We start from the raw sequence: 16,387 nt of genomic DNA, 5'->3' as shown, positions 1-16,387 counted from the left end.
ACACATAAGGGGGATTCATCATGAATCATGGAAAAAAGGGGCAAGTGGCTGGAAGTAAGGGCTATGCTGCTCACAAATCACGATTACTTATGGGCTTGATGCTGGCCCTTATTCTTGTATTGACGGCTTGCGGTGCTGCAACAGGTACAGATAGCGGTAAGAAATCTGCAGCAACACCAGCGGAGACACCTGCGAATGCGGAAACGCAGACGGACGGAGCTTTTCCCGTAACGATCAAGGGCATGAAGGGTGACATCACTCTAAACGAAAAACCGAAGAGAATTGCAATTCTCGATGTTAAGTTTTTGGATCAGATGTTAGCGATTGGCGAGAAGCCAGCAGGAAGTGTTATTGCAGGAGGGAATACCGATTTTCCAGAATATTTAGGAGACCAACCGAATGGCGTAGAAGTTCTGGGTACACGGGACGAGCCTAACCTGGAAGCCATTGTTGCACTCGACCCGGATCTGATCATCATGACGGACTTCCAGGAGAAACAGTATGAAAGTGTAAGCAAAATTGCGCCTACCCTGGTACTGGACTTCTACGAAGACTGGCGTGATACGTTAGCTACAGTGGCTAAGATTACAGACAAGCAGGACGAGGCAGAGAAAGTGCGCACAGCGTATGAAGACAAAATTGCCGGGCTGAAGACAAAATTGTCAGAGAAGCTGGGTGATGAAACGGTGGCGATCATTCGTCCACGAAAAGAAGGAATTCGTGTTCACGGTATTGAGCACCGCATTGGCGGTATTATGTACAATGACTTGGGGCTGAAGATGCCTGCTGTGGTACAGGAGATTAATGAAGATGGTTCCGTAGAAATCTCGATGGAAAAAGTGCCTGAGATCGGGGCAGATCGTTATTTTGTGCTGTCGGATGAACTGTTTGCGGCAGAGGCAGAAGCTATGGTGAGTAATCCCGTGTGGAAGTCCCTGGATGCTGTGAAAAATAACCGCACGTATGATGTAAACTCAACACTGTGGATCGCTTATTATGGACCGCTTGCGATTAATCTGATTGTAGATCAGGCAGCGGAAGCCCTGCTCGGATCGAACTAATATGAACTTATATCTCTCGACAGACTTATGGAAAGAGACGGTAGAGGATCATTCGATTTTGCTTGGTGAGCCGCCTGAACATAGTGTCCGTACCATTGCTTTGAGTGAGTTGCATGACGAAGAGGCGTGTCGAGAGTACATCCGCTGGTTTCAGAACTATATCGATGCGCCTGACATGAAAGTCGCAGCCTCCATGTTAGCCAAGAGACTTGGCTATCTATGGACGACTCCGCTCGTGACTGCAATGACGTTTCATCATCAGCATTTAACCTTTCAGCTGGAGAACAGCTTTCTCTATCATCCGGAGCTCTCAGATCATGAGGGCGGTACACGTTTTCCTTTTCTAGCGGTGAACGGGCTTCAGGCTGAAGAACTGACTGGAGACAGGAACGTATGGCGGGAAAAAGCGGTCCAGGAGATGTTTGCGGTACAGCTGACACCTCTGTTAAAGACACTTGCTGCGATTGCGCCTCTTTCGATGAGCATTCTCTGGGAGAATATTATGGTACGAATTGGCCGACTATTCGCTCCTGATGAAGCCGAGACAGAGCAGGAAAGTAAGATCATCCGAGAGGACTTTTCTTATCTGACGCAGGTGGCATCCGGGGAGGTGTTTGGTGAGAGGAAGAATCCGTTAACCCGCTTCACCGATTGTAAGGACAATGTGCATGTTGCCAAAAGTGAGCGGATCACCTGCTGTTTCTATTACCAGATGTCAGGGGAATATTGTCTCAAATGTCCGAAAATTGACAATGAGAAAGAATCTCAATTAAAATGACAACAGCAACAATTTTACCATTGCTATTGTCAGGAGATGAGAGAAATGCCGCTGCAAGAACAGACAAGTCTATGGAGTGATACGACGATTAAGATGCTTGACGGGTATAGCGGTACTTTGCAGACAAGCAGTGTTCTTAGCGAAACCGAATTAACCTCGAATGTGTTGCTGCTGGCAGTAGGCGGGGAAGGGGAGCTTGCAATGAATGGTGAAGTTTGCCACATTGGAGCTTCTTTTGCTTGTCATGTGGCGAAGGGAACATCCTTTACACTGACGGCCAGATCAGACGAACTTTATTATATCGTGATTATGTATAAGGCTTCTTCCATGGAAGGAGCCTCCCATGCGTTACCCTCGTATCGCAAACACCCGCTGCAAACCTCGTTTATTCAGAACCCTGTGACGCAAGCGGAATGGATTCAGAATGCGGAAAAAATCGTTGCCAAATGGCGTCGCGGCGAAGGGCTGGAGCGTTTTCATGCCAATGCATTGCTCCAGGGGGTGATCTGCGAACTGATCATGGAGTATGAACGTGGTCAAGGCGGAGCGGAGTCCGACATGGTGGATGTTGTCGTGTCCTATATATCATCGCATTATCGCCACAATCTGGAACTGAAAGAGCTGGCAGCCCTCGCTGGATGCAGCGTAAGGCAGTTGCAGCGACGATTCAAACAAGAGAAGCAGCTCGGGCCGATGGAGTACGTCATCCAGTTGCGGATGGAGAATGCATCGCGAATGTTGCTCCATACGGATGCTTCCATTGGGGAAATTGCTGACAAAATGGGTTACCGAGACATGTATTATTTCAGCAGGGCGTTTAAGAAATATTATGGCGTTCCTCCGCTGCGTTATCGACTTGCTGCCGCTTCAGAATTAGATGAAAACTATGCTCAAGCCTTACTGCGGAATCGCACAGCTTCTTCGTACGAGTCGGCCCAAGGTCCGGTGATCTGCCATATGCGAGGTGAATATCAAGTTTTTGAATCACCACAACGTATCGCCGTATTGGATGTTCAATATGCCGATCATTTGCTCGCGCTTGGGTTGTCTCCAGTAGGAAGTGTAGGATCGGGAAGTGCGGTGGTCAATTTCCCTCAATACATCAGGGCAGGACTTCAAGGTACCGAAATACTTGGGACGTATGAGTACCCTGATCTGCTTGCTGTAGAACGATTGTCGCCGGATCTGATTATCTGTACCGAGGTACATGATCAACATCATGAACGGTTAAGCAGGATCGCTCCAGTGATTATGTTCAAGCGTAATGAGAGCTGGCAGACCATCCTGAGTCTGTTCGGTGAATTGACAGGCAAGCGAGCAGAGGCCAAACGAATACTTGCCGATTATCATCGACGTACTGCTTTGCTGTCCGAAGAACTGGCTCCAGTACTGGCAGGTAAAAGTGTGGCATTGATTCGTCCGCTGGACTCTCTCGTTCGGGTTCACTCTGCCGCTCATCGTACAGGTGCTGTGTTGTACCGTGATCTGGGTCTGCCTGTTCCGTTATTTGTATCCGATACCGCTGATACAGCCTATCATATCTCGGTTGATAGACTACCGGCTGTACAAGCCAGTCATTACTTTTTGCTCAGTAATGAGCTTATGCAGGATGGGATATCCGCGACAGAACAGCGTGTGTGGGGGATGCTGGATACGGCTGAGCGACAGCAAATACATTCCGTAGATGCTGCGACATGGATCGGTTGTTATGGGCCGATGGGGATCAATGGCATTGTGGATCAGATTGAACAGGCATTGTTGGGGTTAGCCTGCTTGCAGCAGAGGTGATACGTTCTATTTTTTTTAAAAGTAGATATGTACCAATGGTATCGGAAGGCCGTCGGATTCCTCATGGGATGAAGAAGGGCCTTTTTGTTTTAAATGATGGTTCCTTACTTGCATTCTGTACAACACTATGCATATTGAGTATTCAAAACCCACAGGGATGTATGGACTTGGGAAATTAAATTTCTTGATTATTCGGAGGAACATCACTCAACATCATACTCATGTTGCGCGGTAATTAGTTTAGGGTCTTGTATTCGCAGGTATGCATGATAGGAAGCTTAAGAATGTGCAAGAAAAAAAGAATCGGCGAACCGATTCTTAAATTTCACATGATAGCAAAATCTACGTCAATTTAACCGAGTAGTAGCTAAGCTTATCTCAATCTTGTACTTTATGATAATTACCAGTCCAAGGATCAAAAACGTATGAATTTACTTCTAAATTTTTTTCCACAGAAAACATATAACCTTTTTTAATTTCATTAGATTCATCTTCTATTAAAGTATTCTTCTGCTTATTAACCACATAAGGTTCTTCTAAATTCTGAGTGACCTTATCTACCGCACTTTCATACGTGTATTGAGGAAGTGTGGTTATTGCATAAATTGGAATAAATATTAAAAAGAGTGTTTGTAAAAAAAATGCTATTTCTCTACGCTTTTTACTTAGTTGAACTTTTAAGAAATAACTCAACACTATGAAAAAGACTAACGCCCCAATAAAAGGAAACAGGTCTAAAATATTATTGTAACGATATTGTAAAAAAATTAAAAAAGACATTTCTATCAGAGAAGCAATAATTATTAGTTTTCTATACATCATATCTCCTTTGAATAAGTAGTTGAAGCCAACATCAATGACATCAACTTATCTTAAATATATATTGAGTGGACTGTTTCGACATAGCCTTAGTTAAGAAGCCAAGCATTATAGGCTCCGATTATGCAAAGATCAGTATTACTTCTTCCTTCGCCTTCAACTCTAATTGGTACCCATTCAACTTTTCCGTTCTTTGTATTAATCACTTTAGCATCTACGATCGTTCGCTTACTGCGCAGGCCAATCTTCCCGTTAGATCTTACTTCCAAGTCTTGTGCAGCAAATCTTCCATAAACTTGACCAGTAATAGCTTTGGTGATCTTATCAGCAACAATAGTTGAGCCAAGCGCTACGAGAATAGCTGTAATTATACCACCTGAGCTAACTGTGAGAAGACCCAAAATCACACCTACTATGATTGAAACTTTAGTTCCTGAATCATAATTAAGATTATAAGTTTCTCCAAAAGTGATTTTTTCTTGTTTATATAAATAACCCCATTGCTTCACATTTGGATTAGAATTGTATGCTGAATCTACAAAAGTCCAATTACTAGCAGCATTAGTAGCAAAAGATTCTTTGTTGCTAGTGATCGGATCTGGAGCAATTTTTTCAATATAGTCACTCTCATTAGAATATTCTACTTTACCATCATTATCAATTGTCATCATATCTCTTGTTTCTTTGTTTTTAATTGTTTGAGATTCTTTTTCGCCATTTACATAAGAAGTTACAATATATTCTTTGTCTGTTTCTTCAATTGAAACTTCCAATGTACTTCCATCCTCAGTAGGGATAACGTATGTACCCGATTCATTAGTTGTACTAGTAGTGTTACTAAATCCACTAGCCCCTGCTACTTGAACACTTAAAATACCAACAATTAGAAGACAAGACAACAATGATGTAAATAATTTTTTCATACGAACACTCCTTTTAATAATATACTTTTAAAACGTTTTCTATCCATTCATTTCCTAATATAATATATAATATCATTTAAGGCAAATGATTATCTTTTCACCATGAGTTGTTTTTAAAGAAAGTCTGACCTCCTTCCAAGCGAATTTGGTGTATAAATTGGTGAAGATGGATCCCCATCTTTGTCTCGAAGGAAATGTTATGATACAGGAACAATATTTGAATTCAGGTGCATATGATAAAATGATAGAACGTTTTAATAATACGAATAACAGGAGGTATAACACATGAAATGGCAAGAGGTTAGAGAACTGTTTCCTGACCAATTTGTTCTGGTTTCTATCATTCATTATCATGAGGAAGATAACAAAAAAATCGTAGATGAAGTTGCACCAATTCGTACCGTATCAGAACAAGATGCGAATAAAGAGTTTTTTCGAGTAGAGCCTGGTAACGTTGTATATCATACGTCGAATCAAGACTTTGTGATTCATCTCCGTAAAGATCCATTAATGAGAGTGAGACGTAATAGGTAAAAACAACAACAGTTTATTATTGACTTGAAGTTACTAGAGTTACGTAAGTAAATTTTGAAATGACGGCTATGGTGAAATCTACTTAGAAGGAGAAGCTATGAACGAAAAAGCTAAAGGGAAATTAAAAAAGCAATTGCTATTCATCGTTTTGTTTATATTTATCATTGGAATTCAACTAATTACCAACAACTTAGTGAATCATCCCCCTGTGTGGACAACTGCGCTGTCAACTTTTAGCTTTATTATATTTTGTATACTGGGCCTTGTAACTTACCTTGATCTCAAGAAACAAGTGTATAAGGACCAAGAGATACAACTTTGAGCAAGTGGTGGAAGAGTTGTAGTACTTTACATAAAAATAGAGGATGAATTTTGATATACGTCTAAGGTAGAAGGAGAGAATATAAATGAACAACATAAACTCTCATAATTGCAACCTAAATATAAGGTATGATCTGCCTGATGAAGTGTGGGATAAAGTTTCTAAAGTATATGAGCGGATGCCAGGGTGGATTGGTTATAAAAGTGGAATTCCATATTGGTTTGGAACTGAAGGGGATGATGTTTTCATTGAAGCATCCGTTGAGCCTAGTGGATTATCATTTTATGCACAGATGAATAGCGATGTATGGATGTCTTGGATAGAAACGTTTAAGTTGGAAGCGTCAAAAGTGTTGGGTTTTGATGTTGGTGAACCTGAAGATGGATATGTGTGATGAAAGAAGGAGGATCTAATGATGAGTGAATCTGGTACATTACATGAGTCAAACGGTCGGTATGTTTTGAGGTTTGAACGATCTTTTCATCAAAATGCAGAAGATGTTTTCCTTGTGATCACGAAGCCTAGTTCCTTCGCCCAATGGTATCCTTTCGCAACAGGAGAGATGGATCTCAGACTTGGTGGCAAGATTGCCTTCGATGATGGTGAAGGAACGACATATGAGGGGACCATTACTGAGCTAGAGAAGGCATATGTATATGGTTTCCGTGAAGTTGATGATTTGGTTAACATTTCATTGAAGGCAGAAGATAAAGGCTGTCGACTGATCTTTACCCATACGTTTAACGATGATTCATGGGCAGTGAATACCGCCGCAGGATGGCATCGGTGTCTGGATGTATTGGTGCAGATCATCAATGGTAAGCCCATTCAGTGGCAAGATAACTCAACTGAGCTGCGTAAAATCTATAGTGAAGCATTTAAGGTGGAGGATCTAAACCAATAAAATGATCTAAAAAGGATAAAAAGAAAAAAATGATAAACTCTATTAGCATTGATGAACGGAATGGGACCACATTTAATGAAGAGATAGTTATGAACCCTACATGGGCAGACAGTTTACGTTTTTTGAGAAAGCTCGATGGAGATAAATTTACATTAGTTTTTATTGAGGTATCTGACACAGGTTCAGCATTAGTTGGAGGCGGACCGGAATATTTTGTAGTGTCTATTACAATGGATGAACATATATATACGCTTATGAACGATAAGCAGGGAAATAGTGAAATTACTCTAGTTATTGGTGGTCAGTTAGGAAATTATTGCGATAACATTTATATAGAATTAATACCCATGCTTGAAGTGCTAAAGTATTTTTATGAAACTGGTAAACTACACGAATCACATCAATGGAAACAAGAATAATAATTACAGGTCAGTTAGGGTTCTCGGGCTCGTAAACACCAAAAATTATGTGCAATTGTATTAAAAGAGTTGGAGTAGGCGAGATCCTTACATCAATTCTTAAAGAGGTGAAACTCCTGAAAGAGAAAACCAAAGTGATGGCCTATTTTTGTTTATTTGGAGATGAATTCGATCCGAATCATGTAACTTCAATACTTAGAATCGAACCTACCAATACTGCTTACAAAGGCGACATAATTAACAAAAAGCATCGAATAAAAGAAACATCATGGACATTAGGTACGGATTATGAAGAATCATTAGATGTGAATCACCAATTAATAAAAGTAGTCGATATGATAAGAAACAAAGCAAAAGAGATCAATTCGATTCGGATTGAACATCAATTAAGAATAAAATTTTTCATTGTAATAAGAATAGAAGAGGGGAAAACGCCTGCTCTTTATTTCGATTCTGATTTTATTGAATTTGTTAATATGATTCATGCTGAAATTGATGTTGATTTATATGCAAATCCATATAATGATGAATAAGAATAAGAAATAGTTTTTAAAACACGCTTCGAAGAAATGGACATCAGTTAACATTATATTCACTCTGCGGACATTCGTCCTGTGTCCGCATGAGCCAGACACTCAGCATACATTGGGCGTGAATGCAGGAACGTATATAAAACTTCCTGATGAAGTGATAATTGATAAATGTATAAAATACATAATTTCCAGTGAAAATAGCTATACTTTGACTTAATTAAATTTAAGCAAAAAACTGTATTTAGATGAGAGCATTTTAAAAGATACTAGAAAGATAAAAGTTATGTTGCTTTACTAGGATGAAATAATAATTAATTTATAGCAGGGATGCGGGAAATCTGAGAATATTTTTGAAGTCAATCTATTTATTATCTGCTGTAGGAGTCGGCGTTGGATGTTTGTATTCATTCATATTTTTTATTTTTAATATTGGCGGTGGTTTTATTAGTAATGATAACAAGCCTGCCGCTTTCGGGGTTGCTGCTTTGTCGATATTAGGAACAATCGTTTTTTTACTGCTTGGCAGACTCATTTACAATTCCAACTCCTATATTGGCCCAAGTATTTTAATCATTGTTGTTACCGCTATTCTGACTTTGCCAGTTGTTGATGTCACTAGTAATCTAATTGGTACTTATCAAACATACCGTGCGAAGCCTCATGTGGAAAGTTATATGAATGAGTTAAGAACAGGTTTTGTTGAAACAATAGCACCATTGGAATTTGATTATAACGAAAGCAAGACTGAAACTCTACGTTATTGGAGTAATAATGGACATGATATTTGGATTAAATTAAGAAAGAAAAATGAAACAATGACATCAGAGGATTTAAATAACGTAATTAATGCTTACCTTCAGCTAAGTATGAAGTAAGAGTATTCATATATTATAAGAGCTTTAAAGAGTATCCAAACGATCAGTATTCTATTGATTTTACGATTCGAAATAGCCCAACTGTTCAACCATATTGTAATTCAGATGACTTCGAACATAATCTATGTGATTTTGTAAAAGGAAAATAAACAATGTCGAAAAAATATGAAATTGAAATGTAGAACAATGGTAACAGTAAATCCAAAGCATTGGATAACAGATTCTGTGCCATTCTTGCGAGGGATTATGAAATTAATAAAATTAAAGGGCAGTAAAACTGAAGAAGATATAAGAAGAGAATTAGTAGGATCGCATGAGTCATTATTTAATGATGAAATAAGATCAGGATTGTTTTCAGTTATTAAGAGGTTTTTTCCACAAATGAAAACTGCCTATATCTTATTTTGGACACCTGAACAAGGGGAAGACATTTTTTCGTTGCTGATTAATAACGATACAATTGCAAAAGTAGAAATCGATCGTTACGACCACGATATTGAACCTATAATTGAGAGCAAACAGCTAGACAATGTCTATTTAAAAGGACTTAGGAAATATTCACAGATTAGATTAGCGATTGCACTTGAACTTGCCAATATGGATCTTAAAAATGAAGAGAAAAAATTAAAGGAGTTTCCGAATTGAAGAATCAAAAGCGTTCAATGGTTTTAATATTTCTTTTAATGATACTAGCTCTAACTGGTTGTATTTCAAGTAGTGTAAAGACGGATAAAATTGTTGAGGATGGGTTGAACATAAACTCGATATCAATTGGACTGGGAGGGAGCGAAGAAGATGAAGGTATTACAGTCGTAACATATCATTTCAATCTATGGAATAGGACCAATAAATCAATAATCCTAAAAACAGTTGAACCAATTATAAGTAAGGAGATTCAGGAGCGATTAATTGATAGAGACATTAAATTGGACATAAATGAGAAAATTGATGGTAATACTTCGGAAGCACTGACTGGTACTTTTAGATTAGATACCGAAGGGCTTGATAAAAAAGGAATCATGAAATTAAACATTAATATTAAAGAATTTAATATAGTAACTGAACAAGTCGTAGGAATTAATGAAGTAAATAACTAATTTGAGATAACTTTAAGAAAATATATCTAACAAAGAGGTGTATCTTTATGGAAAGAAAAAAAGATGAGAACAATCAGATGGGTGTAATTCCAGAGCACCATAGCCCTGTTCGACATATGCTTAATGAAGCAAATGGACTACCGAACAGTCAATTTATAGACAGTTTTAAGAAAGCTCTGGATACTCCAGATGCATATGTAATCATGGACGACAAATCTATTTGTCTTGCCCTATGAAACTAGTAAATTGCAGTGAGGAGACATTACATACTCTGTTAAAAGATTTAGATACCATTGCATGGGACTGTAATGAGGGAGAAGGGCAAGGACTATTTTACGAAAAACACTTTCCTGGTGACGGAATTGGTGGAGGTATGGGGGAGGAGATGTTGAGGAAGGACTATGGATTCATAACGAATTTATAGATTTACAATTATATGATGAAATTCATGAAGTCGTGTTAGGCAATAAAGAAAGATTAACAAAGTAATAAAATGAATGGATTTTAAGGTCCATCAATATCGGATAACAAATTGTTTATCTCGTGGGTTGGCAAACTGTTGAAATACTTCATACAGTGTTAATCAAAATATGTGAGGTGAGTTATGGGCGTAAGAAAAAAATATAAACATAAAATCATTCGATCCAATCGATTATTTTATTGGTATGTTGAACCGGATATTGACGATGAAGGAATAATCAAATTACATATCGTTTCTGAAGATAAGAAGTTAATCGTCACTTATGAAGTGGGACAACACAGTAATAAGAACAAGCCCCCATTTATGGCATCATTGGAGAAGAATTCGAAGGCTGGACGTTAGAATATATAGGATACAGAAGAGTATTAACACCGCAATGGAGCGATGAGATCATCACGCCAAAATGGATAGGTGATTGGTGCCTCTTGAAAGACAAAGAAATAAACATCATTAATTGGAAAGGTGAAATTCTCCGACCTATCTCTTAAATGGAGTGTAATTGCATTTGAAAATAACTTGGATTCATGTGGACTGTTCTGAAAACGCATACTTGAAAACAAGAGATGTAATTAACATTTAATATAAAAGGAGAGAAGCTAATGCAGATGAATCGTGGATATCACACGGTAAACAAAGTAATCGCTTGTGTTCTGTCATTCATATTTATCATTATGGCAATAGCGGTACCTGCCCACGCTGAAGAGAAACAGGTGGAGACTACACCATCCAGGATTCCTTTATCCAAGTTAGAGGAAACGATTGATGCTTATGTTGCCTCGTATGAGAAGTATACCGCTGCCGTTTCGGTTGTGGCTATCAAAGATGGTGAAACCATTGTGAATAAGGCATATGGTTACGCAGATATTGAGAATCAGCGAAAGGCGGATACCTCTACTGTTTTTGAATGGGCTTCAATCTCGAAACTGTTGGTCTATACAAGTGTGATGCAGCTTGTCGAACAAGGAAAGCTTGATTTGGAGACGGATATCAGAGAATATCTGCCAGAGGGATTTTTCAAAAAGCTGAGGTACGATGATCCGATTACCCTAATGAACCTGATGCATCACAATGCGGGTTGGGAAGATCAAACAGCGGCCGAGGTTTTTTATTACTCCGAGGATGAAACGTTAGAATTAGGAGAAACGCTGCGTAAAAATGAGCCGAAACAGATCTATAAACCGAATAGCATCGTGGGTTATTCAAACTATGGCGTTGGTCTAGCCGGTTACATCGTGGAAGAGATGAGTGGCCAACCTTTTTATGAATATGTCGATCAACATATATTTAAACCGCTTCATATGAATGACACTTCAATTCATCCAACGGGGCAAGATCATCCAGACCTAGTACAAAGAAGGAATGAGGTTGAAGGGTATACAAAAGATTTGAAACTGATCCCTGAGAACAGAGTATACTTAACATTTTATCCTGCTGGGGCAGCGATTGGGCCAGCAGAAGATTTAGGAAAATTCCTTGCAGCGTTGATGCCTGTGGATGATAGCAATGTATTATTTAAGAACAGGGATACGTTAAACGAAATGTTGTCAACAAGTCTATATTATGAAGGTACTTCTACTCCGCGATTTGCGCATGGGTTCGTTGAGATGGAATACTGGGTGCCTACACTGATGCACGAGGGGAATTTGAAAGGATTTTCCAGTAAACTTGTCTTTGATCCCGAATCTAAATTTGGGATGGTGGTCATGACAAATCAATCTTTTGAGGAAATTTATTATTACGGACTTACTAAAGAGATTTTTGGTGCTAACGTCAATTCTAATAGAGTTACTTCGGAGGGGGGAGGATATTTTCAATCCGCACGACGGGCAGCATCTAAATTTACTAATTTATTTACTGCCCTTGATATAAAGAAATTCACAAAAGCTGAATTAAGTAGTTCTTATAACGTTGTCGAGCATAATGGTGTTGTTGAGAAAATTTCCTTTACTCCTTACATTGATTACTTGCCTGTATCAAATTTAAAGGTAAACTTACTTAAGATCTCTCTTATTCCTGTTGCGCTGGCCATCATTTTCAGTTTAATTGCTTTGATCGGCTATTTAATCCGGATGCTTATTAACAAACTACATAAACGAGGAAATCCTACCACCAATTTTAATAAATATCATCTTGCAATTAACTTTGCAGGTGTGGCACTCCTTCTTAATCTTTTCATCATGCAAACGAGGTTGAGGTTTCCAAATTATCCTGCTTATTCTTCGTTACGGATCAATTTAATGTTTAACCTACTTTATGTAGTTCTAGCAGTGGCGTATCTGGGTTTGCTTATGTACAAACTGCGGAAGAACAGTTACAGCAAAAAGCAAAAGGCGATGTACATCATGTCTGGCATCTCGGCTGTTATCTTGGCTGCTTTTATTGTGGGATGGAATTTGTATGTATAGAGTGTCAAACGCTGAATATAGTTATTCCAAGCATTACAATGGCTCGGCGGATGACGCCTATACATCATTGATATATTAAGTAAGGAGTAAAGGCAGCAGTCCCTTATGGGGGACTGCTGCCTTTGTGTGAGTACGCCCTTTGGCGACTTATGCCTCTGTATATTAAAGGGAGATCAAGATCATCCTATTTTTTGTCTCTCAAAATAAATATTTTAATAGAACTGTAAATGACCACTAGAATATTCAATAATAATAGACCTATATATCCATCCGTTAACTTTGTTCGTTCAATCCACTTGTTCACTAACTCTCCAGAGAGAGCTTGTTTTCCTAAATATTTATCTATATCATTTTGATTTATTTCATCCCTATATATAAGTGGAAACTCCATGCTGTTGGATGAAGCAGCTAGCGGCGGATAGAACTCTACCCATTTCTGACCTGCCCATCGATCATACTTATAATGAAAGTCTGCGCTGGATTCAAGATTGTCCCACCTCAGAAAACCCAATAATATTAGAATACAAAGTGTGACAACGATAATTATTAGCTTCTTGTTAATCAAATGAACCCCATCCTTATGTTTGTATTACTAACAGTACCGTTGCATGAAACAACTTCATCATTCGTTATATTTTATCAGCATTTTCCGTTATATGGAAGTAGATTGTTTCAATGCTAGTAAGTAAAAAACCAATCGATCAAAGAATCGTTACAGCAGGTTTTCGAAGAAGCTAGACAGCGTGCAGGAGTTGCAAAAAAAGTGAGAATTCATGCGCTGAGACATTCCTTCGCCACTCATTTGCTGGAAAACGGGAAAGATCTTCTGTACATCCAGGTGCTACTCGGTTATACAACAACTCAGCGCTATACGCATGTTAGTATGAAAAATATTCATCGTATTCAAAACCAATTAGATCATATGGATATGGAGATTGAGCATCCCAATAATTCTCCCTTTTTCACCAAATTTTTCTTCGCAAATATCACCGTATAGGTTATCATATACGTAGTTCAGATATCAGGCAGGAAGTGTGGTATTTACGAAGTACATAGATTAGATGTTAACTGAAATTGCATATACAAAATACACTACAAAAAGGAGTATGAAATCATGAAAGACTTATTTGGAGTAGGAAAACTAAGAGAGCAAGGTATGGAAACATTGAAGATGGTCTATCCAGATTTGCTACAACCATCAGTAAAAAAAGTTGGAGTGGCATTAGAAAACGTAATTGGTTTGTTAGAGACAATCTCCTTACCGATAAAATTGGCAAATGTAAAGGCTAGTGCTTTGTTTAACAACCATATGAAAAAATATCAAGAAAAATTAGAAAGTTATAATGAAAGCGAAATAGTATCTATTTCTCCTGACATAGCGCTTCCTATTATGGATCGACTTACTTACTTAGAAAATGAAGAAATAGGAGAGATGTTTATCAACTTGTTGGTCAATGCATCACACGTAGAAAGATCTTCAAAGTCTCATCCTAGTTATTTTAATACTCTCAATAATATAAGTGTTGATGAGGCAAGAATATTGAAATACTTACATGATAATGAATTTCCATCTATTCCTTTCGTGAATTATAATGCTGACTTTGATTATACTGAACACACTATGCTTAACTTGATTCGAAACGTTACTTTTTTGAATAACCAAGTAGAATTCATTTCCCCTGAGAGAATCTTTTTCTATATTGCTAATTTGATAAAGCTCGGAATTCTAGAGGAAACCAGAGTATATTCTGATCCAGAAGAGGATGAGGACATCACAACTTACAACAAGTTAGATTATATTTATAGTAAGGGAGCACATGAAGTGGCTGAATCTAGATCTAACAGTTTGGAGCTAGGAGAATACGAACTAGAGTGTATAAGAGGTTCTTACCAAATCACTGAGTATGGACACTTTTTTATAGAGATCTGTAACAGCATTAAGGACCAAGAAGAAAGTTCTTAAGCTTATTCGAAGGAGCAAGCAACATCAGTTAACATAATATTCAAGCAGCGGCTCCGTTGGAGCCTTGGTCTGCGGGAAGGAATTCGAGGAGGGATTTCAGCAGACAACCCCTTCGGGGTTCATGAATACAGGAACGTTAAGTGAAATTACCAAAGACAACAAATGCTTGATGTGATCGAATACATTTCAAAATGTGAAAGAGTAGGATCTCATATAAACATAGCTTTTAAAATCTAGTAAAGGGGAGAAAAGTTAATGAGTTATCAAAAGTTTTCTCTAATACCGGGTCAAATAGAAATCGTCACTTCTAAAGGAGAATCTAATTATAAAGAGGTACTGAATGATTTTGATTCAGCGGATTATATTTTTGTGACGACTTATAATATATCTCAGAATAGAAAAGCGTTATTAAATTCGCTGAAAGAAGCAGCGAAACATGCAGAGGTAAGAATTGTAACCAATATACCAAATCGTTTCGAGACTTATTATGAAGATAAGGTACGTAAGAAAGCTAGAGAAAGTATAAATAATTATACGAAGAAACTTAATAGCAACGACGAAGAATCAATAGATGCTTTTTTTAATTTTCAAAATCATTCTAAAGTTATCCTTACAAACAATATTGCTTACATCGGCTCTGCTAACTTCTCTGAAGAAAGCAGTAATAATAGAGAAACTGGATTTATAATAAGAGATAAAAATCTCGTTCAAGTTGTGATAGATAATCTTGTTCCAATAATTTTGAACGAAAGTATCAGATATTACGGGAATTCTTTCGAGGAAAAAAAGCTTGTATTTTCATTGCTTGCTTCTCGGCTTGAGTCTGCTTCTATAAGAATTGAAGAAGAATCCTATACGTATGTTGGAAGATTTGAAGAAGTGAAAAACTATAATTACTGGGACCCACAGCTTCATCAAGAATCGTTAGAAAATGTCTTAGAGCTTTTAGAAGAAGTTGAAGAAGAAATATATAGAGTTAATGAATTGTACGAAACGGATGAATTCGCAGATTTAATAGATTCAGAATCTATCGAACAAATTAAAATTCTTTTTTCACAAAATGACCATATCTCAGAATTAGCAAATTTCAGCGAGAGAAACTATGCTTCAGATTTGATTGCTGAATGGAATGTTCATAATGAGGATATGGACGAAGCTGCGCAACAAGCCTCAGATCAGACTGCTGAGAGAAAACGAGAGTTAGCAGAAGCTGCGCAAGAAGATATAGAGAATTTTTTCTTATATATCTCAAAAATTCAGAATAGTTTTGAATCAGTCATTACAAAGCTTAAAGAACTGGAAGAAGAACAAAAAATGAATATTGATAACACGTAATTCAAAAAATGAGTGAGTCAAAATTAACGGCTCACTCATTTTTAAAAGTAAAACTAGCAAGAAAACAGTAACTTCACTTAACATAATATTCACGCTGCGGGCATACGCCCTTGGTTCGGCATTTGCCGACACTCAGCATATGCTGAGTCG

Annotated in this window: 20 protein-coding genes; 17 read left to right on the top strand and 3 right to left on the bottom strand. The window is 37.9% G+C overall.

From position 1 onward, the window contains the following. Positions 1 to 20 precede the first annotated feature (20 nt). The 3 genes from ACDJ59_RS18285 to ACDJ59_RS18275 are packed head-to-tail and all read left to right on the top strand — an operon-like array spanning position 21 to position 3,627. Positions 21 to 1,061 carry an ABC transporter substrate-binding protein gene (locus tag ACDJ59_RS18285; RefSeq protein ID WP_413404722.1) on the top strand — a complete coding sequence of 347 codons (1,041 nt, stop codon included), beginning with the start codon at positions 21 to 23 and terminating at the stop codon, positions 1,059 to 1,061. Between the two features lies 1 nt (position 1,062). Further along, complete coding sequence (locus ACDJ59_RS18280; RefSeq protein WP_413404720.1) at positions 1,063 to 1,839, top strand: IucA/IucC family C-terminal-domain containing protein; 777 nt, start codon at positions 1,063 to 1,065, stop codon at positions 1,837 to 1,839. Positions 1,840 to 1,884: 45 nt separating this feature from the next. Beyond that, positions 1,885 to 3,627: a helix-turn-helix domain-containing protein gene (locus ACDJ59_RS18275; RefSeq protein ID WP_413404718.1), complete on the top strand. Its 1,743-nt coding sequence runs from the start codon at positions 1,885 to 1,887 to the stop codon at positions 3,625 to 3,627. A 378-nt stretch (positions 3,628 to 4,005) separates the two neighbouring features. Here the strand turns inward: ACDJ59_RS18275 and ACDJ59_RS18270 are convergent, their stop codons facing one another. Together ACDJ59_RS18270 and ACDJ59_RS18265 are read right to left on the bottom strand one after the other, a co-directional pair. Next, a complete protein-coding gene (locus ACDJ59_RS18270) occupies positions 4,006 to 4,449 on the bottom strand; it encodes a hypothetical protein (RefSeq protein ID WP_413404716.1) in 444 nt (147 codons plus the stop codon). An 86-nt stretch (positions 4,450 to 4,535) separates the two neighbouring features. Continuing rightward, positions 4,536 to 5,369 (bottom strand): hypothetical protein, encoded by an 834-nt coding sequence (locus ACDJ59_RS18265; RefSeq protein WP_413404714.1) that lies wholly within the window; start codon positions 5,367 to 5,369, stop codon positions 4,536 to 4,538. Between the two features lie 285 nt (positions 5,370 to 5,654). Between ACDJ59_RS18265 and ACDJ59_RS18260 the strand changes: the two genes are divergently transcribed. The 11 genes from ACDJ59_RS18260 to ACDJ59_RS18210 all read left to right on the top strand — a co-directional run bounded on the left by ACDJ59_RS18260 (position 5,655) and on the right by ACDJ59_RS18210 (position 12,939). Next, complete coding sequence (locus tag ACDJ59_RS18260) at positions 5,655 to 5,903, top strand: hypothetical protein (protein ID WP_413404712.1); 249 nt, start codon at positions 5,655 to 5,657, stop codon at positions 5,901 to 5,903. Positions 5,904 to 6,310: 407 nt separating this feature from the next. Continuing rightward, positions 6,311 to 6,619: a hypothetical protein gene (locus ACDJ59_RS18255; protein ID WP_413404710.1), complete on the top strand. Its 309-nt coding sequence runs from the start codon at positions 6,311 to 6,313 to the stop codon at positions 6,617 to 6,619. An 18-nt stretch (positions 6,620 to 6,637) separates the two neighbouring features. After that, complete coding sequence (locus ACDJ59_RS18250; protein WP_413404708.1) at positions 6,638 to 7,129, top strand: SRPBCC family protein; 492 nt, start codon at positions 6,638 to 6,640, stop codon at positions 7,127 to 7,129. Positions 7,130 to 7,218: 89 nt separating this feature from the next. Further along, positions 7,219 to 7,548 (top strand): hypothetical protein, encoded by a 330-nt coding sequence (locus ACDJ59_RS18245; protein ID WP_413404706.1) that lies wholly within the window; start codon positions 7,219 to 7,221, stop codon positions 7,546 to 7,548. A gap of 107 nt (positions 7,549 to 7,655) precedes the next feature. Beyond that, the gene (locus ACDJ59_RS18240; protein ID WP_413404704.1) at positions 7,656 to 8,081 is read left to right on the top strand and encodes a DUF4279 domain-containing protein; all 426 of its coding nucleotides are present in this window, start codon (positions 7,656 to 7,658) and stop codon (positions 8,079 to 8,081) included. Positions 8,082 to 8,431: 350 nt separating this feature from the next. Beyond that, a complete protein-coding gene (locus tag ACDJ59_RS18235; RefSeq protein WP_413404702.1) occupies positions 8,432 to 8,956 on the top strand; it encodes a hypothetical protein in 525 nt (174 codons plus the stop codon). A 165-nt stretch (positions 8,957 to 9,121) separates the two neighbouring features. Further along, positions 9,122 to 9,601 carry a hypothetical protein gene (locus ACDJ59_RS18230; RefSeq protein WP_413404700.1) on the top strand — a complete coding sequence of 160 codons (480 nt, stop codon included), beginning with the start codon at positions 9,122 to 9,124 and terminating at the stop codon, positions 9,599 to 9,601. Further along, a complete protein-coding gene (locus ACDJ59_RS18225; protein ID WP_413404698.1) occupies positions 9,598 to 10,053 on the top strand; it encodes a hypothetical protein in 456 nt (151 codons plus the stop codon). The genes ACDJ59_RS18230 and ACDJ59_RS18225 overlap by 4 nt, the downstream gene beginning before the upstream one ends. Positions 10,054 to 10,100: 47 nt before the next feature. After that, the gene (locus ACDJ59_RS18220) at positions 10,101 to 10,289 is read left to right on the top strand and encodes a hypothetical protein (protein ID WP_413404696.1); all 189 of its coding nucleotides are present in this window, start codon (positions 10,101 to 10,103) and stop codon (positions 10,287 to 10,289) included. 368 nt (positions 10,290 to 10,657) lie between these two features. Continuing rightward, entirely contained in the window at positions 10,658 to 10,876 is a 219-nt protein-coding gene (locus tag ACDJ59_RS18215) for a hypothetical protein (RefSeq protein ID WP_413404694.1), read from the top strand. Positions 10,877 to 11,133: 257 nt separating this feature from the next. Beyond that, positions 11,134 to 12,939, top strand: coding sequence for a serine hydrolase domain-containing protein (locus tag ACDJ59_RS18210; protein WP_413404692.1), 1,806 nt, complete (start codon positions 11,134 to 11,136; stop codon positions 12,937 to 12,939). 184 nt (positions 12,940 to 13,123) lie between these two features. On the opposite strand, the gene ACDJ59_RS18205 is transcribed toward ACDJ59_RS18210, so the two are convergent. Next, positions 13,124 to 13,504: a hypothetical protein gene (locus ACDJ59_RS18205; protein WP_413404690.1), complete on the bottom strand. Its 381-nt coding sequence runs from the start codon at positions 13,502 to 13,504 to the stop codon at positions 13,124 to 13,126. Between the two features lie 135 nt (positions 13,505 to 13,639). Here ACDJ59_RS18205 and ACDJ59_RS18200 point away from each other — a divergent pair, with 135 nt between their 5' ends. From ACDJ59_RS18200 to ACDJ59_RS18190, 3 genes are all read left to right on the top strand, one after another. Continuing rightward, entirely contained in the window at positions 13,640 to 13,936 is a 297-nt protein-coding gene (locus ACDJ59_RS18200) for a tyrosine-type recombinase/integrase (RefSeq protein WP_413409851.1), read from the top strand. A gap of 117 nt (positions 13,937 to 14,053) precedes the next feature. Then, positions 14,054 to 14,902: a DUF4393 domain-containing protein gene (locus ACDJ59_RS18195; protein ID WP_413404688.1), complete on the top strand. Its 849-nt coding sequence runs from the start codon at positions 14,054 to 14,056 to the stop codon at positions 14,900 to 14,902. Between the two features lie 255 nt (positions 14,903 to 15,157). Continuing rightward, on the top strand, positions 15,158 to 16,237 hold the full coding sequence (locus ACDJ59_RS18190) for a phospholipase D-like domain-containing protein (protein WP_413404686.1): 1,080 nt from the start codon (positions 15,158 to 15,160) through the stop codon (positions 16,235 to 16,237). Positions 16,238 to 16,387 lie beyond the last annotated feature (150 nt).

Source organism: Paenibacillus amylolyticus (genome assembly GCF_047302515.1).
Taxonomy (GTDB): Bacteria; Bacillota; Bacilli; order Paenibacillales; family Paenibacillaceae; genus Paenibacillus; species Paenibacillus amylolyticus_G.
The sequence above is the reverse complement of the archived record's forward strand: the minus strand, read 5'-3'. Positions and strand labels throughout refer to the sequence as shown.